The organism is Candidatus Thalassolituus haligoni (genome assembly GCF_041222825.1).
Classification (GTDB): domain Bacteria; phylum Pseudomonadota; class Gammaproteobacteria; order Pseudomonadales; family Oceanobacteraceae; genus Oceanobacter; species Oceanobacter antarcticus.
On record NZ_CP139482.1, the window covers coordinates 3493147 to 3513709 of the forward strand.

Here is a 20563-nt window from a genome sequence, read left to right on the forward strand (position 1 = left end):
GCCCGCCTGAGCAGGTGACGGAGTAATCTTTTTACCCGAATTATTCCTGAGACAGTATATCCAGCGCTTGTTCCGACGCTGTTTCAAGGAAACGACCGCCTCCACGCGCCACACACGTCAGCGGATCATCCGCGACCAGCACCGGCAAGCCGGTTTCCTCGCTCAGCAACTTGTCGAGATCGCGCAGCAAGGCACCACCACCGGTCAACACCATGCCGCGTTCCGCCACATCGGAAGCCAGTTCTGGTGGCGCTTGCTCCAGAGCACTCTTGACCGCCTGCACAATAGCCGCCAGCGACTCTTGCAAGGCTTCCAGAATCTCGTTGGAATTCAGCGTAAAACTGCGCGGAATGCCTTCCGCCAGATTACGACCACGCACATCAATCTCACGAATTTCAGCGCCGGGATAAGCGGTACCGATTTCCTGCTTGATGCGTTCAGCCGTGGCTTCACCAATCAGGCTGCCGTAATGTCGACGTACATAGGCGACGATGGATTCATCAAAACGGTCACCACCAATCTTCACAGACTCGGCGTATACCACACCGCTCAACGAGATAATGGCAATTTCTGTGGTACCACCACCGACATCCACCACCATCGAGCCACGGGCTTCATCAACCGGTAAACCAGCCCCGATGGCCGCTGCCATCGGTTCATGAATAAGATAAACCTTGCTGGCCCCGGCATTCAGTACCGATTCACGAATCGCCCGCCGCTCAACCTTGGTGGCCTGATACGGCACACACACCACAACCCGCGGGCTAGGCGGCATAAAGCTGGACTCATGCACCCGCTTGATAAAATACTGCAGCATTTTTTCGGTAACTTCGAAGTCGGCAATCACACCGTCCTTCATTGGCCGAATGGCCTGTATATTAGCCGGAGTACGGCCCAGCATTCGCTTGGCTTCCATCCCGACCGCAGCAACACTCTTCTGGTGTCCCTGGAGACGAATGGCAACGACCGATGGTTCGTTAAGAACAATACCCTTGTCGCGCATGTAAATCAGGGTATTTGCTGTCCCCAGGTCGATCGACAGATCGCTGGAGAACATGCCTCTAAGAGCTTTGAACATCCCGCCGTTTCCTGTTTGCATCTGGCATAAAAAAGTGCGCTAACTCTAGCAATGGCAGGGATTTAGAGCAAGGCGCATTTGTGCTAGTCTCGAGCGTTTTAAATAGACAGAGATACTGGAGAAGCTGTATGGCTCTGGAACAAGATCAAGTGCGCAATATTGCCGAATTGTGCCGTTTGCAAATTGATGACGCCCAAATCGCCGAATACCAGAAGAACCTCAGCAACATACTGGGCCTGGTCGACCAGCTAGCCGCTGTCGATACCAGCAATGTTGCCCCCATGGCCCACCCGCTCGATGCAGTGCAGCGTCTGCGCACCGACCAGGTAACCGAAGAAAACCAGCGCGAGCATTTCCAGCAGATTGCTCCGGCCACAGAACGTGGCCATTACCTCGTACCCCGTGTGGTCGAATAAGCGCAGCACATAATCCCGTCCGGCCTTTTTGAATAGCCGGATCGTTTTCAGGCACGTTCCACATCTGGATCAGCGTCACAGGACGGTTCACAGGACGATTTACAGGACAAAGACCCCATGCACAACAAAACCATCGCCCAGATTTCCCGCGACCTGGCCGCAGGCGAATATTCCAGCGTCGAAGTCACCCAGGCTTATCTGGATCGCATTCACCAGCTGGACAGCCGTTATAACAGCTTTATTACCGTGACTGCCGAGCAAGCACTGGCCCAGGCCGCTGCGGCCGACGCCGCCCGTGTAGCTGGCAACGCCACCCCGTGGAGCGGTGTTCCCATGGCACACAAAGATATTTTTTGTACCGATGGCGTGCTGACCACCTGCGGCTCCAAAATGCTCGGTAACTTTGTTGCTCCCTACAATGCCACGGTGGTATCCAACTTCAACAGCGCGGGCGCAGTGAGCCTGGGTAAGCTCAACATGGATGAATTTGCCATGGGCTCATCCAACGAAAGCTCGTTCTTCGGGGCCGTCAAAAACCCCTGGCATCTGGAACACGTACCCGGTGGATCTTCCGGTGGTTCCGCAGCGGCGGTCGCTGCCCGCCTGATACCCGGCGCCACCGCCACCGATACCGGCGGCTCGATTCGCCAGCCAGCGGCTTTTTGTGGCGTCACTGGCATCAAGCCAACCTACGGCCGGGTTTCCCGCTGGGGCATGATTGCCTTCGCCTCCAGCCTCGATCAGGGCGGCACTATTACCCGAACAGCCGAAGACTCCGCCATGATGCTCAACGTGATGGCCGGATTCGACCCCAAAGATTCCACCTCCATGCAGCGAGATGTCCCCGACTACACCGCCAACCTGAACGACAGCATTGCCGGTCTGACCATTGGCTTGCCGAAAGAATATTTCCGCGACGACCTCAGCAGTGCCATGCAACAGCAAGTACGCAACGCCATTGCCGAATACGAAAAACTGGGCGCTACCGTCAAAGAAATCAGCCTGCCGAACACCCATTTGGCGATTCCGGTGTACTACGTGATTGCACCGTCTGAATGTTCCGCCAACCTGTCTCGCATGGACGGTGTGCGCTTTGGTCATCGCTGCGAAGATCCGCAAGACGTCAACGACCTGTTCAAACGTTCACGCGGCGAAGGTTTTGGTGAAGAAGTCAAACGCCGCATCATGGTTGGCACCTATGCCCTGTCTGCCGGTTTCTACGACGCCTACTACAAAAAAGCCCAGCAGGTACGCCGCCTGATCAAAAATGACTTTGTCGAAGCCTTCAAACAAGTCGACGTCATCATGAGCCCGACCACCCCCAGCCCGGCGTTTCGAGCCGGTGAAAAAACCAGTGATCCCGTCGCCATGTACCTCGAAGATATTTTTACCATCGCCATCAACCTGGCAGGCCTGCCAGCCATGTCAATTCCTTGTGGCCAGATCGACAACCTGCCGGTCGGCCTGCAACTGATTGGCAACTACTTTGACGAAAGCCGCCTGCTCAACCTCGGCCATCAATTCCAACAAGTCACCGACTGGCATCAGCAAGCGCCAGCCGGTCTGGTATAAGGAGCCACAGCATGGAATGGGAAGTTGTCATCGGCCTTGAGATTCACGCTCAGCTGGCCACCCAATCGAAGATTTTCTCCGGCGCATCCACTGCCTACGGTGCCGACGCCAATACCCAGGCTTGCGCCGTCGACCTCGGCCTGCCCGGCGTATTACCGGTATTTAACGAAGCCGCCCTGCGCATGGCGGTGAAATTTGGCCTGGCCATCGACGCCGACATCGGCAAACGCTCCGTCTTTGACCGCAAGAACTACTTTTACCCGGATTCACCCAAAGGCTACCAGACCACCCAGCTGCACCACCCGATCGTCGGCATGGGTCATATCGATATCGAACTCGACGACGGTAGCAGTAAACGCATCAACGTCACCCGTGCCCACCTGGAAGAAGATGCCGGTAAATCCGTACACGAAGGCTTTGGCGGCATGTCCGGCATCGACCTCAACCGGGCCGGAACACCGCTGGTAGAAATTGTCTCCGAACCGGAATTACGCAGCTCCAAAGAAGCCTCCGCCTACTTCAAAAAAATGCACAGCATCGTCACCTACCTCGGCATCTGTGACGGCGACCTGTCCCAGGGATCCATGCGCTGCGACTGCAACGTCTCCCTGCGGCCGAAAGGCCAACAAGCATTCGGCACCCGTACCGAAATCAAAAACGTCAACTCCTTCCGCAACGTCGAACGGGCGATCGACGTCGAAATTGAGCGCCAGATGGACGTACTGGAAGACGGTGGCACCATCACCCAGGAAACCCGCCTCTACGACGCCGACAAAAACGAGACTCGCTCCATGCGCTCCAAGGAAGTAGAAAACGACTACCGCTACTTCCCCTGCCCCGACCTGCTGCCCATCATTATTGATGATGACTACATTGAAGCCGTCCGAGGCACCCTGCCTGAACTGCCCGATGCCAAGCGTAAACGCTTTGTCGAACAGCACGGTTTATCGGCCAACGACGCCGCCGTACTCGCTTCCAACCGGGCACTGGCCGACTACTTTGAAGCCGTGGCACAAGCCGTCAACGACTACCAGCTGGCGGCCAACTGGGTACAGGGCGACGTCTCTGCCACCCTCAACCGCCTGGAAATCAGCATTGCCGAACTGCCTGTCAATGCCGCACAACTGGGTCGCATCCTGCAGTTGATCAAAAACAGCACCCTCAACAACGGTGGGGCCAAGGAAGTCTTTAATGCACTGGTTGAGGCAGGTACAGCAGGTGACGGTGGAGAAGCGCAAGTCGACGCCCTGGTCGACAGCATGGGCCTGAAACAAGTGTCCGACAGCGGCGCGATTGAAGCCATCGTGGCGCAAGTACTGGCCGATAACCCGAAACTGGTGGAAGGCTACCTCAACACGCCGGTGGAAAAACGCGGCAAAGCCATGGGCCCCTTTATTGGCCTGACCCGTAAAGCCGCCAAGGGAGTCAACCCGCAAGTGGTGATGGAAGTACTGAAGAAAAAGCTGGAAGAGTTGGGGTAATCTTTTGGTGCGTCAGAGGTCTGCAGTCGGACGTCTGACGCAATTCATTCGGCCTTGTGGGTCGGATAGGCTGAAGCACCATCTGAGATCAATGATAGAAACTTGTTTTTGTCTGGCTCCCACGCTCCGGCGTGGAGTCCAATACCGCTGCCATTACCACGCAACCTCCTGCACCAATCCAACAGGTTCACTGTAAATACAGTTCAACCCACAACGCACCATCCCTCAAACCCGAACAATCTCCAGCATCTAATCAATATACAATTCATATATATTTTGTAGTGTCGAGGCTGATCTCAGCTTCTGGCCAGGAGGACGTAACGTTATGGGGATCGTCAAAATCTCGGACGGGCTGCACGAAGAAATCCGCGACGCCAGTGCGCTGATGGCGCGGTCGATCAACGCCCAGGCGGAGTTCTGGATCAAGATGGGTATGCTGGCGGAGTTCTATCCGAATCTGACTTACGCCCAGCTGACTCGCAAGCTGTTGACCAGCGCAGAATTGCCACTGGCAGCCCTGAAGTCTGAATTCAAGGCCGAAACCCGACCCCGACAGGAGGCCAGCTGATGAACGCCATTACAAAAACACCGCAAGAAGTCGAGCTGATGCGGGAATCCGGCCGCTTGCTGGCGCAGGTATTTGCCATGCTGGATGAGTTTGTTGTGGCAGGCATCAGCACCATGGACATCAACCTGGCGGTGGAAGATTTTATTGAAAACGAGCTGCAGGCCCGTCCTGCCAGCCGAGGTCAGTATGACTTCCCTTATTGCCTGAATACCTCAGTGAATCATGTGGTGTGTCACGGCATTCCAAAGGCCAGCCAGATTTTACGCAACGGCGATATCATCAACTGCGATATTACGTTGGAGAAAAATGGTTTTATCGCTGATTCCAGCAAGATGTATTGCATCGGCAAGATTACGCCGATGGCGCGGCGTCTGGTTGAGACCACCTACGAGGCAATGTGGGCTGGCATTCGGACGGTCAAGCCTGGTGCGACGTTAGGCGACATTGGCCACGCCGTTCAGCAGGTGGCTGAAAAAGCCGGTTACAGTGTGGTGCGGGAATATTGTGGCCACGGCATTGGCCGCGAGATGCACGAAGAGCCGCAAGTAACCCATTATGGCAAACCCGGTATGGGGATGACGTTGGCAGAAGGCATGACCTTCACGATTGAACCGATGATCAATCAGGGCAGCCATAAACTGAAGCATATGAAAGATGGCTGGACAGTCATTACCCGTGACAAGAAACTATCGGCTCAGTGGGAGCACACCATTGCAGTGACGGCTGGAGGCTACGAGGTATTGACCTTGAGGGAAGAAGAGAAAGCAGTGATGCTGATAGCACAGACATAATGCACTCGCGTTAACAGCCATTCGCGTATATGCCTGGCACTCATGTGGCTGAATAATACTGCCCGAGGATGCCAATAGCCGTCGGCGTATTACATCGAATCGGTTAGAAAAGCAGCCAATAAAAAACCGCCCGAAGGCGGTTTTTTATTGCGTCAGACATCCAGCTTCAGACACCCGACAGGTCACTTCACCACTTTCAGCGAAGGTCGGCCAGAACTGGCTTTTGTCTCTGACTCTGTCTGCTTCGGTTTTGGCGGTTCGGGTGGGTCGTTGGGATCAGGAGCACCGGCTTCCGATCCAAACACCATGCCCTGACCGTTTTCCTTGGCATATATCGCCAGAATGGCCACAGTAGGTACGTATACCGACATAGGTACACCTCCAAAGCGGGCATTAAAGGACAGCCCTTGATCGTCTATCAGCAGATTCTGAACTGCTGTCATGCTGATATTCAGTACAATCTGGCCTTTGTTCACGTAGTCCTGAGGCACCTGAACCCCAGCCAGCGAGGCATCTACCAGTACATAGGGTGTGCACTGATTATCGAGAATCCACTCGTTCAGGGCGCGCACCAGGTAAGGTCGGCTTGGGGTCATTGTTTTCATTACTCGTGCATTTCCCGTTCGGCTTCGGTCAGACTGGCCTGAAACGATTCACGTTCAAATAACCGCTCCATATATTGCAGCAGCGGTTTGCACTGCCGCTCTGGCAGTTCAATGCCCAGTACCGGCAAACGCCACAAGATGGGAGCAACGCAGCAATCCACAATCGAGAAGTCGTCACTCATAAAGTAGGACATCTCGGTGAAAATGGGTGCAATGCCAACCAGGCTTTCGGTCAGATCCTTGCGGGCTGCCTCAGCAGAGTCACCGCCAGCCAGAATGCTGGCCACCAGGCCACACCAGTCTTTCTCGATGCGTTTGATCCATAACCGGCTTTCTGCCCGTGCCACAGGGTAGACGGGCAACAGCGGTGGGTGCGGGAAACGCTCGTCGAGGTATTCCATCATGATGTTCGGGTCTTCGTAGAGCGTCAGCTCCCGATCAACCAGGGTTGGCAGGGTGTTGTAAGGATTCAGGGATGTCAGATCTTCGGGCAGGTTGTCCGGATCTACATCCATAATTTCGACGGCGACACCCTTTTCAGCCAGTACGATACGTACACGGTGGCTGAAATGATCCTTGGCATCGGAATAAAACGTCATGGTAGAGCGCTTGGCTACAACCCCCATAATTTCCTCGCTTGCTAAAAAATTCGATTACCTAAAAACAAAGATAGCCCGGCCGCAAAAACGGCCAGGCTAGCATCAGAATACAGTGCGATTAATGGACGTCGCGCCAGTATTCCTTGTTCAACATGTACACAGGCACTAAGAAGATTGCCAGGAACAAAAGTACCCACCAACCCAGTCTCTCACGCTCAACCGCAATAGGTTCAGCGGAGTAAGTCAAAAAGTTAACCAGATCGAAGATCAGGTCATCATACTCTTTAACACTCAGCGTGCCAGGTTCTGCCAGATATAGCACATCTTCGTGCTCTTCGGTGATTTCCTGACCCGTCAGTGTGTCATAACCCACGGCTACCGGTGCGGTACCTTCATGCTGAAGACCCTGCAGCTCAGCCAGTACGTTAGGCATGCCCACGTCCTTGAAGACTGCATTATTAACACCCCATGGGCGTGTTGGGTCGACATAAAAGCTGCGCAGGTAGGTGTATAGCCAATCTGGACGTCGTACACGGGCAACCAGCGTCAGGTCTGGTGGTGTGGCACCAAACCATTTTTTGGAATCTTCCTTGCGCATGGCGATGGTCGCCAGCGAACCGAACTTTTTGTCGGTGTCAAACACCAGGTTTTCTATCATCAGCTCTTCTGGGATATCCAGGTCACGAGCCATGCGGTTAAACCGGGCGTGTTCCATCGAATGACAGCCCATGCAGTAGTTCATAAAGGTCTGGGCGCCACGTTGCAGTGAGGCCTTATCCGTCAGATCGGTCAGGTGCTTATCCAGATGCACACCTTCACTGGAGGCCATTGCAACTGCAGGAAGCAGTGCAGCGATCAATGCAAATAACGTTTTCATTAGTGGCCTCCTGTTACGCGTTCTGGCACTGGTTTGGTTTTTTCCATACGAGTATAGAAAGGCATCAACAAGAAGAAACCGAAGTAGATAAACGATGAAGCACGAGCCAGGAAGGTATTCAGCTCATTGGTAGGCTGAGTACCCAACCAAGTCAGCAGAACAAAGGCCACGGCAAACACCAGAATAAAGGTTCTGCTCATCCAGCCCTTATAACGCCAGCTACGCACAGGACTACGATCCAGCCATGGTAGTACGAACAACACCGCAATCGCAGCCCCCATTGCAGCAACACCCATCAGTTTGTCTGGCACTGCACGCAGAATCGCGTAGAACGCACCAAAATACCAAACTGGAGCAATGTGCTCAGGAGTTTTCAAACCATTAGCTGGTTCAAAGTTGGCGTGTTCCAACATGAAACCGCCGCCTTCAGGGAAGAAGAACATTACGGTACAGAACACCATCAGGAAGACAACGATGCCGACCAGGTCGTGTACTGAGTAGTAAGGGTGGAATGGCACGCCATCCAGAGGAACCCCGTTTTCGTCTTTCAGTTTTTTGATGTCGATACCGTCAGGGTTGTTGGAACCCACTTCATGCAACGCCAGCAAGTGCATAACCACCAGACCGACAATCACCAGCGGCACAGCGACAACGTGTAAGGCAAAAAAGCGGTTCAGAGTTGCACCAGAAATCAGGAAGTCACCACGAATCCATTCAGTCAGTTCATTACCGTAAGGCAGAACAGAGAACAGAGAGATAATTACCTGCGCACCCCAGTAAGACATTTGACCCCATGGCAGTACGTAGCCCATGAAAGCTTCTGCCATCAGAGCCAAGTAAATGGCCATACCGAAGATCCAGATCAATTCACGAGGCTTCTGGTAGGAACCATACAGAATGGCGCGCATCATGTGCAGATAAATAGCGATAAAGAAGAAGGTAGCGCCAGTGGAGTGCATATAGCGAATCAGCCAGCCCCACTCAACATCTCGCATGATGTATTCAACAGAGGCAAACGCTGCTTCGGCACTCGGAGTGAAGTTCATGGTTAACCAGACACCGGTCAGGATCTGGTTAACCAGCATCAACATCGACAATACGCCGAAGAAGTACCAGAAGTTGAAGTTCTTCGGCGCATAGTACTTGGACATATGCTTTTCATAGGCACTGGTTACCGGCAAGCGGTCATCAATCCAGCCCATGAAGGTATTTTGCTTGTTACTCATCAGGCGTTCTCCTCATCCACACCGATTACAACCACACTGGCGCTTTCGTAGCTGTACGGCGGAACTTCCAGGTTGGCCGCAGCCGGAGATCCCTGAAAAACACGACCAGACAGATCAAAACGGGAACCGTGACATGGACAAAACCAGCCTCCAGGCCAGTTTGCATCAAACTGCTGAGGTTTGACTTCGCCAAAGTACTTGGGGGCACAACCCAGGTGAGTACAAACACCCAGCAAAACCAGGATTTCAGGCTTGCGTGAGCGATTGATGTTGTCAGCGTAGGCTGGTTGCTGAGCCTTGTTGCTGTTATCCGGATCTTTCAGCCGGTCATTATGCTCTGGCAGATTTTCCAGCATCGCATCTGTACGGTGCACGATGTATACCGGCTTGCCACGCCATTCGGCAGTCAGCATCGAACCCAGTTCGACTTTGCTGACATCGACCTTGGCCGGAGCGCCCGCCGCTTTCGCCTTTTCACTTGGAACCCAAGATTTGACGAAGGGTACAGCGACAAAGCCAGCACCAACTGCGCCGACAGCAGAAGTCACGCCCACCAACAGGGTGCGCCGACCTTTATTAACGCCGTCTTGACTCATTACCATCTTCTCCCATCATTAAAATTCTTTTCTGCCGCGAGGTCGTTTGCCTGAGAGGGACTACGGTCGGCAGACCCGGCGTAGAATGCAGAGCGGCGCACATAGTAAAGAAATTGAGGATTTGAAACAACCGGGAAGACATACGTGCTGTAGGGATATAAAAACAAAAAAAGCGTCCATTGACATAAGCCAAGGGACGCCTTTTTTATCAGCAAAAAATAGCTTAACGCTTGGAGAACTGCGGCTTCTTACGTGCTTTACGCAGACCAACCTTCTTACGTTCAACCTCACGAGCGTCACGAGTAACGTAACCCGCAGCACGCAGAGATGGACGTAGCGTTTCGTCGTATTGCATCAGGGCGCGAGTAATGCCGTGACGGATAGCACCCGCCTGACCATTACCACCACCGCCGTTAACATTAACAACAATGTCAAACTTCTCCAGACTCTCAGTCAGTTCCAGAGGCTGACGGACAACCATACGAGCAGTTTCACGACCGAAATATTCTTCCAGTGTGCGCTTGTTGATCACGATAGAGCCAGTACCTGGACGCAAGAAAACGCGAGCAGTGGACGTCTTGCGACGACCGGTACCGTAGTATTGAGTTACGGCCATATTATTCTCCCAGCTTCAGTTCTTGAGGCTGCTGAGCGGTGTGTGGATGCTCGCTACCTGCGTAAACTTTCATTTTCTTGAACATGGCGCGTCCAAGAGGATTCTTGGGCAGCATGCCTTTTACCGCTGTCTCAATTACGTCCTGCGGCTTGTAGTCGATCAGCTTCTCAAAAGAGATCGACTTCAGGCCACCGGGGTAACCAGTGTGACGGTAATACATTTTGTCGCTGGTTTTATTGCCAGTGACTTTTACTTTTTCAGCATTGATCACGACGATGTAATCGCCGGTATCAACGTGTGGTGTGTATTCTGGCTTGTGCTTGCCTCTCAAACGGCGAGCAACCTCGGTAGCCAGGCGACCCAGCGTCTGATCAGCTGCATCAACAACAAACCATTCACGTTTTACGGCTTCGGGTTTTGCGCTGTAAGTTTTCATCAAATTCTCGCCTTCAAGGGCATGTTGATCAGAAAAGAGGGCGGCATTCTACAGGACGGTTATTACCCACGCAACCATCTGTGTATTTTTAACACAGTAAGTCACGGATCAGCCGTCACGACACAAGTGCCAGAAAGGAGCCGTCTTTTCATAAAGGGGCGCGGATTGTATCTTTAGTGCAGAAAATAATCCACTCGAAAAATGAATTGTCGACAGATTTTTATTGCCCGCCAGATTGGCTTCGTCCGCATCAAACCGGCACGGCCTAGCCGCCTCCAAAGAACTGACGCTCATACCTATCACCCTGCACACCCTGCCGTGCCGTTACAGACAGCCATGGAGGGCGTCCCTACGGAGCGGTCAGGCAGCAATCAGTGCTCACGGGTTGCGCGGAATTCCACCTCGGGCCAGCGCTCCTGAATCAAACTCAGGTTCACCCGCGTCGGTGCGATGTAGGTCAGATAGCCGCCGCCATCAATCGCCAGGTTATCTGCTGCCTTACGTTTGAAATCTTCCAGCATCTTGCTATCTGCGCAATACACCCAGCGTGCCGTATTCACACTGACCGGCTCATAAATACATTCCACTTTATACTCGTCGCGCAGGCGCTGCTGTACCACATCAAACTGCAACACCCCGACCGCACCAAGGATCAGATCGTTGTTATTAACCGGCATAAATAACTGGGTTGCGCCTTCTTCCGACAGCTGCTGCAATCCCTTCTGCAGCTGCTTCATTTTTAACGGATCTTTCAACCGCACTCGCTTGAACAGTTCCGGGGCAAAGTGAGGAATACCAGTGAACCGCAGGTTTTCACCCTCAGTGAAGGTATCGCCAATCTGGATGGTGCCATGGTTGTGCAGCCCGATGATGTCACCGGAAATGGCTTCTTCTACCGCTGAGCGGTCGCCTGCAAGAAAGGTCACTGCGTCGGCAATCTTGATGTCTTTGCCAATCCGCGTGTGTTTCATCTTCATACCACGGGTATAAGCGCCAGAGCACACCCGCATAAAGGCAATACGGTCACGATGTTTCGGATCCATATTAGCCTGGATCTTGAAAATAAAACCGGAGAACGTTTCTTCCATTGGTGGCACTTCGCGCTCATTGGTCTGACGCGGAATCGGCGCGGGTGCCCACTCAACAAAGTAATTGAGCATTTCGCGCACCCCAAAGTTCGACAAGGCGGTGCCGAAGAATACCGGCGTCATCGTGCCTGCAAGGTATTCATCCAGATCAAATTCATAACTGGCACCCCGTACCAGCTCGATTTCTTCCACCAATTCTTCCACCAGCTCTTCGCCCAGCAGTGCCAGCGCTTCGGCAGATTCAATGCCCTGAATCTGGACATCGTCCGGAATGATGCTGGCCTGCCCGGGCCGGAACACGTGAATCGTGTCAGTGACCAGGTTGTACACACCCTTGAACGCCTTGCCCATACCAATCGGCCAGGTCACTGGCGCGCACTTGATTTTCAAGATGGTTTCAATTTCATCCAGCACTTCAATATGGTCACGAACTTCCCGATCCATCTTGTTAATGAAGGTGAAGATCGGGGTATCACGCAGACGACAGACATCCATCAGCTTGATGGTGCGGTCTTCGACACCCTTGGCCCCATCGATCACCATCAACACGGAATCGACAGCGGTCAGGGTACGATAGGTATCTTCCGAGAAGTCTTCGTGTCCTGGCGTATCAAGCAGATTGACCATACGATCACGATAAGGGAACTGCATTACCGAGGTGGTAATCGAGATACCGCGCTCTTGCTCCATCTGCATCCAGTCCGACGTCGCCATACGGCCCGTCTTCCTGCCTTTGACCGTACCGGCTAGCTGGATAGCGTTGCCAAACAGCAACAGCTTTTCAGTAATAGTGGTTTTACCCGCATCGGGGTGGGAAATAATGCCGAACGTACGACGACGTCCGACTTCTTGCTGGAATTGACTGGCCATTCGCTTCGTTTTGTCTTCTGGGTTCTGTATAACGGTTGAGCAGTCCAAACGACTACCGCCACCAAAGTTGGTCGCTATTGTCCACGATCAAGCCGTGAATAGCCAACCAAGGCTGATACGTTGACATCCTGCGTTTTTCAGCGTGATATTCCAAATACAAGTCCATCTCATCCGCTTTGGCCAACGTCCTGGCATTCTCAATACGCCCACCCACTCTCTGGCCTTGCCCTATCAGCAGAGGTATAGTCACTCGCTACGCGCCCTTGTAGTAAAATAACCACTGCGCGACCCAAAAGTCTTTGCCACGAGGTTGTCATGAGTCTTCTCGATCAAATCGGCGAGCGGCTGGAAAATCTGAACAAGTCTGAACGCAAGGTCGCTGATGTGATTCTGAACGACCCGAAAAGCGCCACCCGTATGAGCATTTCAGCGCTCGCCAATGCCTCTCTGGTCAGCGAGCCGACGGTTAACCGTTTTTGTCGTAACTTCGAGACTTCCGGCTTCCCGGATTTCAAGATCCAGCTGGCCCAGAGCCTGGCCACCGGGACGCCCTACGTCAGTCGTGATGTGGAGCAGAATGACAATACCGAGGAATACACCGACAAAATTTTCACCTCGACCATTGCGGCGATGGAAAATGCCCGCAAACATGTATGTATGAGCGCGGTTGAAAAGGCCGTCGACTTTCTGATTCAGGCCAAACAGATTTCATTTTTTGGTCTGGGGGCGTCTGGCCCGGTAGCGATGGATGCCCAGCACAAGTTTTTCCGTTTCAATCTGCCGGTCACCGCCTACGACGACGTGTTGATGATGCGGATGGTGGCTGCGGCTGCTCATACCGGCGATGTGATTGTCGCCATCTCCTACACTGGCCGTACCCGCGATATGGTTGAGATTGCCCAAATCGCTCGCAGCAACGGTGCAACCGTGATTGGACTGACTGCCGACAAATCGCCTCTGGCAGCATCCAGCAGTGTCTGTCTGTCGTTTCCTACCCCGGAAGACACTGACAAATACATGCCGATGACATCACGTATCGTGCAGCTGATTTTATTGGATGTGCTGGCCACTGGGGTGACACTACGTCGGGGAGTGGAATTCCAGGCCCACCTGAAGAAAATCAAGGACAGCCTGAAAGCAACCCGTTATCCCGACCTGCCGCCCGAGGCTTGAACTTGATGCCTTGCCGCAAGCACTCTGCACACAGTTTAACGGCGTACCTAACTACGTACCGGCTTGATAAACTTCAACGTCATCCGGTCGCTTTCACCGATGGCCTGATAACGAGCGCGATCCTGTTCCCCCAGCCGATACGAAGGGGGTAACGTCCAGACACCCTCAGGATAACGAGTGCTATCTGCCGGGTTGGCGTTGATTTCACTGCTGGCTTGCAAGATAAAACCGGCCTGTTCAGCCATACGAATCACATAATCCTGGTGCAGATAACCACTACTTTGCTGATCGACTAACGGGCGATCGGCTGCCAGGCGATGTTCCACAATACCCAGGACGCCACCGGGTTTCAGTGCACGATAAAACGTTTTGAAGGCTGCCAGCACTCGTTCATCACCGCCACCGCGCATGTACCAGTTATGCACATTACGGAAACTCAGTACCCTGTCGGCACTGCCGTCCGGCGCAATGGCCTGTTCGCTGCCCGGATCAAACACCGCCAGAGTGGTACTGCCAAAGCGCTTGGGCTGGCGGGTGACTTTGGCAGCAAAACGCGCACGACTGTTACGGAAGTATTCAACGTCAGAATCCGGGTCAAAATGCGCTGCGACATACCGGCCATGATCACTCAGATATGGCCCCAGAATATCCGCATACCAGCCGCCACCGGGCCAGATTTCCACCACGCTCATATCTGGCTCGACATCAAAAAATGCCAAGGTCGCAGCCGGATGACGGTATATATCCCGAACACGGTCATCTTGCCGGGCATCACTGTCGATAAATGCTTGAAAGTCCGCCGGCGTCACCGCCTCTGCCTTGGTCTGGTTGACCCACATCGAAGCAGCAAAACTGACAGCGATCAGGGTATAAACAAGTATCCGGCGCAACTCGAAGGTTGGTTGGAGGGGTGTTACCTGCATGGCTACGGTGACGGTGCTCTGGTCTGGTTGCATCAATGACCTCCTGTGTTGATTCGGGGTTGATTCGTAAGGGTTAATTTTTTTGGATAGCGTACGTCAAAATAAAGAGACTCGCCTGTGCCAGGCGGCTTCAACTCTCGGATTCCCGGAGCGCCCAGAAACAGCAGACAAACAATCGGAGCTCTGTTTGTCCAGCATCACCAGGAGCGGGCTGTTGCGGGTACCAGCTTTCCTGCAACCCGGATCACCGAGCGCCAACGGCTTGCCAATAGCGCCGTAAAGATCAGTCCACAGCCCAACATCTGCATCAGCGTCATCTGCTCGCCAAACCAGAATGCCGCCAAGAAAGCCGTCCAGACCGGTTCCAGCATCATAATCAACGCCGCTGAACTGGAAGAAGTTTTACCCTGCGCCCAGGTTTGCAAAAAAAATCGCAGACAGGTGGCTATCAGCGTACTGGCCAGCACCCAGAGCCAGATATTCAGTACCCCCGGCAGCTGCCAGGTTTCAAATGCCAGCGACAGTGGCAAAGCCACCAGCCCCACGACGGTCAGCTGCACCGAAGTCAGGGCAATCGCCGGAATCGAGGCCGCTGCCCGACTGGTCAGCACAAAGGTCAGGGCAAACAGACAAGCAGCGGCCAAATAGCACAATTCACCAAAGCCAAAGACAAATGTCCCATCCAGCGACAAACATCCCAAGCCTGCGGCTGCCAGTGGTAGCGATACCCAGGTTGTAGAAGGGGGTCGATCACCAAACAACAAGATCACCAGCGGTACCATGACCACACCCAAACAAGTCAAAAAAGCACCGACTCCCATATGCTGGCCGTGTTTCAATCCCATAATCCAGAACGCAATCGCCATCCCGAAACAGGCACCGGAGCGCAGTGCTCGAATCCACTCCGCTTGGCTCATGGCTTGTACATCTTTCCAGCCAACCGCTCCCACCACCACACCAGCGCTGACAAAGCGTATAAAAATAAACATCAAGGGCGCCAACCCTGCCAGTGCCTCCTTGGAAAAAATCCAGCCAGCTGCCGCCAGCAGGGTCACCAGCACCAATACCAGGTCTGCCTTGACCGATACCGCTTGCGTCATGGGAGTACTCCGAACGAGAAGCCTGTAACAGGCATAAGCTACGCACTGTACGCGCAGAAAGTCGCATTTTGTCACGCCAGCGTCAGGAACTGAATGGAACACAGACTCCCATCCGGCGGAATAACTGTTTGCCCCTGCGACCAAATAACGCAGGGCAGATCATACCCGGCAGAATCAAGACGGCCAGAATCCCTTATACTGGCCTCCAATGCCCATTGGACATCGTCTTTTTCATGCGCTCGCTGGCCTCTCCTTCCACCGGACTGAACCCGGTACTGCAACGACTCGCCCTGCTGCAGCTGGCCATCGCCACCGTCTGGCTGCTATTTCTGAGTTATCTGCAGACTCAGGAGGTCGCCAACCTCGGCTCTGCCTGGGTGCTGCTGGCGTTATATGTGCCGCTGCAGGTATTCAGCCAATGGCAAGTCACCCGTCGGAATATTCAGGATTGGCAGCTGTTTTTACATTTGTCGCTGGAATGCCAGCTGTTTACCGGGTTGCTGTTTTTTACCGGCGGTGCAACCAACCCGCTGATCTCTTATTTTCTGGTGTTGCTGGTACTGGCCAGCTATGGCTTGCCCTGGTTACTGGCCATCTGGATGACGGCACTGTGTGTCGCCGATTACAGCCTGCTCAGTGTCTGGTATCAGCCGCTGCTGTTACACCAAAGCCACACACTGAGCAGTTTGTCACTGGTGGACTGGCACCTCGCCGGTATGTGGCTGACCTTTGTACTCAGCGCCCTGATTCTGGCTACCCTGATTCCGCAGCTGTTACGCACCCGTCAACGCCAGCAACTGGAAATCCAGCAATTGCGCGAGCAGCAACTCAAAAACGAACAACTGGTGGGTATCGGCACGTTAGCCGCAGGAACTGCCCATGAGATGGGTACGCCATTGATGACCATGGGCATGCTGCTGGATGATCTGATCGACAGCCAGGCGGCACCTGCTATTCAATCCGACCTGACGTTATTACGAGAACAGGTCAACCGCTGCCAGAATTCATTACAGGCTCTGGCCAAGCAAGGCCGAGAGGCACGTAATGCCAGGCAACAACTCGCCAGTGACTGGCTCGATGAACAGCTACAGCGCTGGCAGCTGAGTCAACCCAATGCCGTGTGGCAGCCGTTCGAACACCATAGCTCGGCCATGATTCATACTTCTCCCCTGCTGGATCAGGCATTACTGAACCTGCTCGATAACGCCGCTGAAGCCGGCCAACAAGCGATTGAACTCCAGACCCGTGAAGCGCAAGACTACTGGGTGTTAGATATCGTTCAACCCGATCCCCACGCCGCTGCGGCTCTGAGCCGTTACACACCCTACAGCAGCAGCAAGCAAACCGGACTGGGTATTGGTCTTTACCTGAGTAACGCCAGCGTTGAGCAGTTTGGCGGTAATATCGAACTGCGGGCACTGGCCAACGGCGGCAGTCGTTGCACCCTCAGCCTGCCAATTTCTCCCTTACCGGAACCACTATCATGACCCCGACCCCGGCCCTTCCCCGTATCCTGGTGATCGACGACGACGTCCACTTCAGCCAGGTATTGTGCCGCAGTCTGGAACGACAGGGCTTTACTGCCCGGCCAGCACACAACAGCAGCGCCGCACTGGCTACCCAAGCAGACTTCCAGCCGCAATGGGCCACCCTGGATTTACGCATGGCACAGGAATCCGGTCTGACTCTGATTCCCCAACTGTTGCAACAACAGCCTGAGATAAAAATCGTGATGTTGACCGGCTACGCCAGCATCGCCACGGCAGTGGAAGCGATCAAGCTGGGTGCCCACAACTACCTGCACAAGCCTGCCACCTTGCAAGAGCTGCTGGCTGCCTTCAAGGATGATAATGGCCGATCGGCTGAAACTTCAGCAGAACACGCACAGGTGATGTCAGTGGATCAACTGGAATGGGAGCACATCCAGCGAGTGCTGAATGAAAACGATGGCAATGTATCCGCCACCGCCCGTGCCCTGAACATGCACCGCAGAACCCTGCAGCGGAAGCTGCAAAAGTACGCGCCGAGGTAAGCCTCGGCACGGTGCACCTTGCTATAATGGAAACTTGGCTCAGTCCACCAGAATGACGACATCCCCCACCAGGGCAACACCCGCCATAATGGCACCAGCCCCACACTGGAAGGTAGTGTCACTACTGGTCAGGTTGTTTTTGTAGTTCGAACGGATATTCACCACCGCATTGCCGCCTTCTTTCACGGCTCGATCGCGTAACGAAATCATTGCTGACAGAAACGCCCACTCACAGGCTTTCTTGTCGGATTTGCCAAAGGCATTGGTTTTTTTGTTGGTGCGAAACTCACCAAAATTTTTGCTCACTGCCTTATGTTGCTGATTGCCGAAATAGAATTGTATTGACGTTCCCAGCCGAGGCTTCGCTTGTTCCTGAGACATTGCATCATCAATAGAATAGCTACCCACATCATCACGCGCATAAGCAGATGAGACCATCAGCAATCCGGCCAACACACCAATCATCGTCTTCATATTCTATTCCTTGCTATGAAAGTCACAACTTCAGGCCGATATAACCAAACCAAACACCTGAAGTATTCGACGCTTACTTGAAGTAAGACTCTTCGTTAAAAGTACTGAGCCATTCCGTATGGAACGCTACCATACCGGCAATAAACATACCGTTAACCACTCCCTCGGGAAACATCATCAAAGGCAAATAGCGCAGGTAATCATGCCAGATACGGTCTGTGGTATAGGTATCACTGAGTGCATAAACACTGCTTTGCAGCACATCCAGAAAGGCATGAGTAACCCCGGCATTCAGAAACCCGGCAACAAGAATATAGATAAACGGGTTATGGGGCAGGCGTCGATAGACCAGTGAGTAAAAACCGTAGGTAAACCCGATAGGTGCTGCATTCTGTACCAGGTAATGATAACCCAGTGCCGACCACTCAAATTGCCCCAGCAACGCCAACACCAGCTGCATCATGGCGGTCGCCACCAGCGCCAGCCGCCAGCCCATCATCAGAGTGACGGAGGTGAGCGCCAGAATATGAAAACCCAGCCCCGGCACAATGCCTGCCTGTGCTTGCCAGAATAAAATCATCACCAGCACACTGCCAAAAAACAGATGTTGGGCAGGGCGGTGTTCAATCAGCGCCGACCAGCGATAGCTGTAGATACTCCAGCCCAGCAGAGCAAGGCTGGCAAGTGACATCAACCCCAGTAACCAGCCTGGCAGCATTGGACTCATGAGGGGGTGCTCCTGCGGATTATCAGGTTATTGAAAGGTCAGACGATCAGTTCCTGGCAATACATCAGGGCGTCTTCGCGTCCCTGTTTGGCCGGATAGTAGTTGCTTCGGACACCAACCTGGCAAAAACCCAGCTTTTCATAAACCGCGATCGCCGCACGGTTACTTTCGCGCACTTCAAGAAACATACGTTCATTGCCGTTGGCTGCAACCGTATCCAGCAGATGTTGCAATAACTGCTGTCCCAGACCGTGTCCCTGATAATCAGGGTGAATGGCAATATCCAGCAGTTCAGCCTCCCCGGCCACCTGGGTCACGACAGCAAAACCGACAATGGCCTCGGTGAGCTCCAGCCGCCACACCACCTGTTTTTTATTCAGGTAGCGAACCATCACTGCACTACTCCATGGATGAGACTGACAGCGCTGTTCAATTGCCATCAGTGCTTGCAGGTCTTCCGGACTGGCCGCGACAATACGGACACTGTTGCTCATGATTGCTCCACCGGCAGTTGTTCCATCGGCAGCTTCAGCAATGCCAGCCACAGTTGTTTTTTCTGTTCCGCACTATTCATCACGCTGAAGACATCACCGTCCTGATAGCAGCCAGGCACCTGGATACGTGTGAGCCACTGACCGGAGCGAGGGCCAAAGCCAATTACAAAACGGCCACCATGATGGACAAAAAATTGCCATTGTGCCCGCAGTGCCTGTTCCGCCACTGCGGCACTCTGATCTTCCTTGCCATGCTCGATAAAGGGCCAACGAAAGGAGAGCGGTTCGCCTCTTTCCTGATTCCATCCCATCCCTGCTGCCACCCGCAAGGCAAAGGCCTGCATCGCCTGGAGCTGTTCTCTGCCATCACACACCCAGATGGCACCACCTCCCATCGCCACAAAATGCAGTTCAAAACGCGGCGGGGTCAAATCAACAACCGTCACCGCTTCGAAGGGCAGCGGTGCAGACGGAGTCCGCGCTGGTTCGACTGGTGGAACTTTAAGGCTTGCCGTTGCGGGGTTCCTGGCGAGTACATTTGCGGGTACCGCAGGCGCGTTACCACGAGTCTCTGCTATCGCCGTGGATGTACCACGATGCTGCAGCAATTCTGCCGCGAAATGACCTCCCGGAGAGTGATCTTCGGCATGATGGTAGTTGGGCAGATGACCCGTTGGCAGTTCACTGCCATGCGGGCCACCTTGCTCTCCGAGCCAGGGTAACAACTGACTCGGTGCTGCGTTAGGCAGCTCGTGCCGGGGCACCCATATCGGGATACCCATGGCATGAAGATACTGGCAACGAACGGCTTCACGCATCGG

23 protein-coding genes are annotated in these 20563 nt (G+C 53.8%); 8 read left to right on the forward strand and 15 right to left on the reverse strand.

All coding sequences use genetic code 11. From position 1 onward, the window contains the following. Nucleotides 1–40 precede the first annotated feature (40 nt). Entirely contained in the window at nt 41–1078 is a 1038-nt protein-coding gene (locus SOJ49_RS15680) for a rod shape-determining protein (protein ID WP_369855430.1), read from the reverse strand. Between the two features lie 128 nt (nt 1079–1206). Between SOJ49_RS15680 and gatC the strand changes: the two genes are divergently transcribed. The 5 genes from gatC to map all read left to right on the forward strand — a co-directional run bounded on the left by gatC (nt 1207) and on the right by map (nt 5906). Beyond that, nucleotides 1207–1494, forward strand: a complete 288-nt coding sequence (gatC, locus tag SOJ49_RS15685) for an Asp-tRNA(Asn)/Glu-tRNA(Gln) amidotransferase subunit GatC (RefSeq protein WP_369855431.1) — start codon at nt 1207–1209, stop codon at nt 1492–1494. A 117-nt stretch (nt 1495–1611) separates the two neighbouring features. Further along, nucleotides 1612–3066, forward strand: a complete 1455-nt coding sequence (gene gatA, locus SOJ49_RS15690) for an Asp-tRNA(Asn)/Glu-tRNA(Gln) amidotransferase subunit GatA (RefSeq protein WP_369855432.1) — start codon at nt 1612–1614, stop codon at nt 3064–3066. 11 nt (nt 3067–3077) lie between these two features. Beyond that, nucleotides 3078–4547 (forward strand): Asp-tRNA(Asn)/Glu-tRNA(Gln) amidotransferase subunit GatB, encoded by a 1470-nt coding sequence (gene gatB, locus SOJ49_RS15695; RefSeq protein ID WP_369855433.1) that lies wholly within the window; start codon nt 3078–3080, stop codon nt 4545–4547. Nucleotides 4548–4872: 325 nt separating this feature from the next. Continuing rightward, the gene (locus SOJ49_RS15700; protein ID WP_369855434.1) at nt 4873–5115 is read left to right on the forward strand and encodes a ParD-like family protein; all 243 of its coding nucleotides are present in this window, start codon (nt 4873–4875) and stop codon (nt 5113–5115) included. After that, nucleotides 5115–5906 (forward strand): type I methionyl aminopeptidase, encoded by a 792-nt coding sequence (gene map, locus SOJ49_RS15705; RefSeq protein ID WP_369855435.1) that lies wholly within the window; start codon nt 5115–5117, stop codon nt 5904–5906. Before SOJ49_RS15700 ends, map begins: the two co-directional genes overlap by 1 nt. Nucleotides 5907–6088: 182 nt before the next feature. Here map and SOJ49_RS15710 read toward each other — a convergent pair whose 3' ends face one another. The 8 genes from SOJ49_RS15710 to SOJ49_RS15745 form a co-directional block, all read right to left on the reverse strand. Beyond that, nucleotides 6089–6502: a ClpXP protease specificity-enhancing factor gene (locus SOJ49_RS15710; protein WP_369858081.1), complete on the reverse strand. Its 414-nt coding sequence runs from the start codon at nt 6500–6502 to the stop codon at nt 6089–6091. A gap of 8 nt (nt 6503–6510) precedes the next feature. After that, entirely contained in the window at nt 6511–7137 is a 627-nt protein-coding gene (gene sspA / locus SOJ49_RS15715; protein ID WP_369855436.1) for a stringent starvation protein SspA, read from the reverse strand. Nucleotides 7138–7228: 91 nt separating this feature from the next. Next, a complete protein-coding gene (locus SOJ49_RS15720) occupies nt 7229–7987 on the reverse strand; it encodes a cytochrome c1 (RefSeq protein ID WP_369855437.1) in 759 nt (252 codons plus the stop codon). Next, complete coding sequence (locus SOJ49_RS15725; protein ID WP_369855438.1) at nt 7987–9213, reverse strand: cytochrome bc complex cytochrome b subunit; 1227 nt, start codon at nt 9211–9213, stop codon at nt 7987–7989. Before SOJ49_RS15725 ends, SOJ49_RS15720 begins: the two co-directional genes overlap by 1 nt. Further along, nucleotides 9213–9809 (reverse strand): ubiquinol-cytochrome c reductase iron-sulfur subunit, encoded by a 597-nt coding sequence (petA, locus tag SOJ49_RS15730; protein WP_369855439.1) that lies wholly within the window; start codon nt 9807–9809, stop codon nt 9213–9215. The genes SOJ49_RS15725 and petA overlap by 1 nt, the downstream gene beginning before the upstream one ends. A gap of 223 nt (nt 9810–10032) precedes the next feature. Continuing rightward, a complete protein-coding gene (rpsI, locus tag SOJ49_RS15735; RefSeq protein WP_303432715.1) occupies nt 10033–10425 on the reverse strand; it encodes a 30S ribosomal protein S9 in 393 nt (130 codons plus the stop codon). A gap of 1 nt (nt 10426) precedes the next feature. Continuing rightward, nucleotides 10427–10861 (reverse strand): 50S ribosomal protein L13, encoded by a 435-nt coding sequence (gene rplM / locus SOJ49_RS15740; RefSeq protein WP_369855440.1) that lies wholly within the window; start codon nt 10859–10861, stop codon nt 10427–10429. Nucleotides 10862–11232: 371 nt separating this feature from the next. Next, nucleotides 11233–12819: a peptide chain release factor 3 gene (locus SOJ49_RS15745; RefSeq protein WP_369855441.1), complete on the reverse strand. Its 1587-nt coding sequence runs from the start codon at nt 12817–12819 to the stop codon at nt 11233–11235. 315 nt (nt 12820–13134) lie between these two features. On the opposite strand from SOJ49_RS15745, the gene SOJ49_RS15750 reads away from it, so the two are divergent. Continuing rightward, nucleotides 13135–13992: a MurR/RpiR family transcriptional regulator gene (locus SOJ49_RS15750; RefSeq protein WP_369855442.1), complete on the forward strand. Its 858-nt coding sequence runs from the start codon at nt 13135–13137 to the stop codon at nt 13990–13992. A gap of 47 nt (nt 13993–14039) precedes the next feature. Here the strand turns inward: SOJ49_RS15750 and SOJ49_RS15755 are convergent, their stop codons facing one another. Continuing rightward, nucleotides 14040–14948, reverse strand: a complete 909-nt coding sequence (locus tag SOJ49_RS15755) for a class I SAM-dependent methyltransferase (RefSeq protein ID WP_369855443.1) — start codon at nt 14946–14948, stop codon at nt 14040–14042. A 164-nt stretch (nt 14949–15112) separates the two neighbouring features. Next, entirely contained in the window at nt 15113–16015 is a 903-nt protein-coding gene (locus tag SOJ49_RS15760; protein ID WP_369855444.1) for a DMT family transporter, read from the reverse strand. A gap of 233 nt (nt 16016–16248) precedes the next feature. Here SOJ49_RS15760 and SOJ49_RS15765 point away from each other — a divergent pair, with 233 nt between their 5' ends. Together SOJ49_RS15765 and SOJ49_RS15770 are read left to right on the forward strand one after the other, a co-directional pair. Then, nucleotides 16249–17502: an ATP-binding protein gene (locus tag SOJ49_RS15765; protein ID WP_369855445.1), complete on the forward strand. Its 1254-nt coding sequence runs from the start codon at nt 16249–16251 to the stop codon at nt 17500–17502. Beyond that, nucleotides 17499–18047 (forward strand): response regulator transcription factor, encoded by a 549-nt coding sequence (locus SOJ49_RS15770; protein WP_369855446.1) that lies wholly within the window; start codon nt 17499–17501, stop codon nt 18045–18047. Before SOJ49_RS15765 ends, SOJ49_RS15770 begins: the two co-directional genes overlap by 4 nt. Nucleotides 18048–18086: 39 nt before the next feature. On the opposite strand, the gene SOJ49_RS15775 is transcribed toward SOJ49_RS15770, so the two are convergent. The 4 genes from SOJ49_RS15775 to SOJ49_RS15790 form a co-directional block, all read right to left on the reverse strand. Continuing rightward, nucleotides 18087–18521 (reverse strand): excinuclease, encoded by a 435-nt coding sequence (locus SOJ49_RS15775; protein ID WP_369855447.1) that lies wholly within the window; start codon nt 18519–18521, stop codon nt 18087–18089. Between the two features lie 73 nt (nt 18522–18594). Then, on the reverse strand, nt 18595–19248 hold the full coding sequence (locus SOJ49_RS15780) for an energy-coupling factor ABC transporter permease (RefSeq protein ID WP_369855448.1): 654 nt from the start codon (nt 19246–19248) through the stop codon (nt 18595–18597). Nucleotides 19249–19286: 38 nt separating this feature from the next. Next, a complete protein-coding gene (gene rimI, locus SOJ49_RS15785) occupies nt 19287–19742 on the reverse strand; it encodes a ribosomal protein S18-alanine N-acetyltransferase (RefSeq protein ID WP_369855449.1) in 456 nt (151 codons plus the stop codon). Next, nucleotides 19739–20560, reverse strand: a complete 822-nt coding sequence (locus tag SOJ49_RS15790; protein ID WP_369855450.1) for a hypothetical protein — start codon at nt 20558–20560, stop codon at nt 19739–19741. The genes rimI and SOJ49_RS15790 overlap by 4 nt, the downstream gene beginning before the upstream one ends. Nucleotides 20561–20563: the final 3 nt, after the last annotated feature.

What these genes read in the sequence shown, in the direction of transcription:
- SOJ49_RS15680 (WP_369855430.1), bottom strand. Translation starts at nt 1,078, where the DNA reads ATGTTCAAAGCTCTTAGAGGCATGTTCTCCAGCGATCTGTCGATCGAC.
- gatC (WP_369855431.1), top strand. Translation starts at nt 1,207, where the DNA reads ATGGCTCTGGAACAAGATCAAGTGCGCAATATTGCCGAATTGTGCCGT.
- gatA (WP_369855432.1), top strand. Translation starts at nt 1,612, where the DNA reads ATGCACAACAAAACCATCGCCCAGATTTCCCGCGACCTGGCCGCAGGC.
- gatB (WP_369855433.1), top strand. Translation starts at nt 3,078, where the DNA reads ATGGAATGGGAAGTTGTCATCGGCCTTGAGATTCACGCTCAGCTGGCC.
- SOJ49_RS15700 (WP_369855434.1), top strand. Translation starts at nt 4,873, where the DNA reads ATGGGGATCGTCAAAATCTCGGACGGGCTGCACGAAGAAATCCGCGAC.
- map (WP_369855435.1), top strand. Translation starts at nt 5,115, where the DNA reads ATGAACGCCATTACAAAAACACCGCAAGAAGTCGAGCTGATGCGGGAA.
- SOJ49_RS15710 (WP_369858081.1), bottom strand. Translation starts at nt 6,502, where the DNA reads ATGACCCCAAGCCGACCTTACCTGGTGCGCGCCCTGAACGAGTGGATT.
- sspA (WP_369855436.1), bottom strand. Translation starts at nt 7,137, where the DNA reads ATGGGGGTTGTAGCCAAGCGCTCTACCATGACGTTTTATTCCGATGCC.
- SOJ49_RS15720 (WP_369855437.1), bottom strand. Translation starts at nt 7,987, where the DNA reads ATGAAAACGTTATTTGCATTGATCGCTGCACTGCTTCCTGCAGTTGCA.
- SOJ49_RS15725 (WP_369855438.1), bottom strand. Translation starts at nt 9,213, where the DNA reads ATGAGTAACAAGCAAAATACCTTCATGGGCTGGATTGATGACCGCTTG.
- petA (WP_369855439.1), bottom strand. Translation starts at nt 9,809, where the DNA reads ATGAGTCAAGACGGCGTTAATAAAGGTCGGCGCACCCTGTTGGTGGGC.
- rpsI (WP_303432715.1), bottom strand. Translation starts at nt 10,425, where the DNA reads ATGGCCGTAACTCAATACTACGGTACCGGTCGTCGCAAGACGTCCACT.
- rplM (WP_369855440.1), bottom strand. Translation starts at nt 10,861, where the DNA reads ATGAAAACTTACAGCGCAAAACCCGAAGCCGTAAAACGTGAATGGTTT.
- SOJ49_RS15745 (WP_369855441.1), bottom strand. Translation starts at nt 12,819, where the DNA reads ATGGCCAGTCAATTCCAGCAAGAAGTCGGACGTCGTCGTACGTTCGGC.
- SOJ49_RS15750 (WP_369855442.1), top strand. Translation starts at nt 13,135, where the DNA reads ATGAGTCTTCTCGATCAAATCGGCGAGCGGCTGGAAAATCTGAACAAG.
- SOJ49_RS15755 (WP_369855443.1), bottom strand. Translation starts at nt 14,948, where the DNA reads ATGCAACCAGACCAGAGCACCGTCACCGTAGCCATGCAGGTAACACCC.
- SOJ49_RS15760 (WP_369855444.1), bottom strand. Translation starts at nt 16,015, where the DNA reads ATGACGCAAGCGGTATCGGTCAAGGCAGACCTGGTATTGGTGCTGGTG.
- SOJ49_RS15765 (WP_369855445.1), top strand. Translation starts at nt 16,249, where the DNA reads ATGCGCTCGCTGGCCTCTCCTTCCACCGGACTGAACCCGGTACTGCAA.
- SOJ49_RS15770 (WP_369855446.1), top strand. Translation starts at nt 17,499, where the DNA reads ATGACCCCGACCCCGGCCCTTCCCCGTATCCTGGTGATCGACGACGAC.
- SOJ49_RS15775 (WP_369855447.1), bottom strand. Translation starts at nt 18,521, where the DNA reads ATGAAGACGATGATTGGTGTGTTGGCCGGATTGCTGATGGTCTCATCT.
- SOJ49_RS15780 (WP_369855448.1), bottom strand. Translation starts at nt 19,248, where the DNA reads ATGAGTCCAATGCTGCCAGGCTGGTTACTGGGGTTGATGTCACTTGCC.
- rimI (WP_369855449.1), bottom strand. Translation starts at nt 19,742, where the DNA reads ATGAGCAACAGTGTCCGTATTGTCGCGGCCAGTCCGGAAGACCTGCAA.
- SOJ49_RS15790 (WP_369855450.1), bottom strand. Translation starts at nt 20,560, where the DNA reads ATGCGTGAAGCCGTTCGTTGCCAGTATCTTCATGCCATGGGTATCCCG.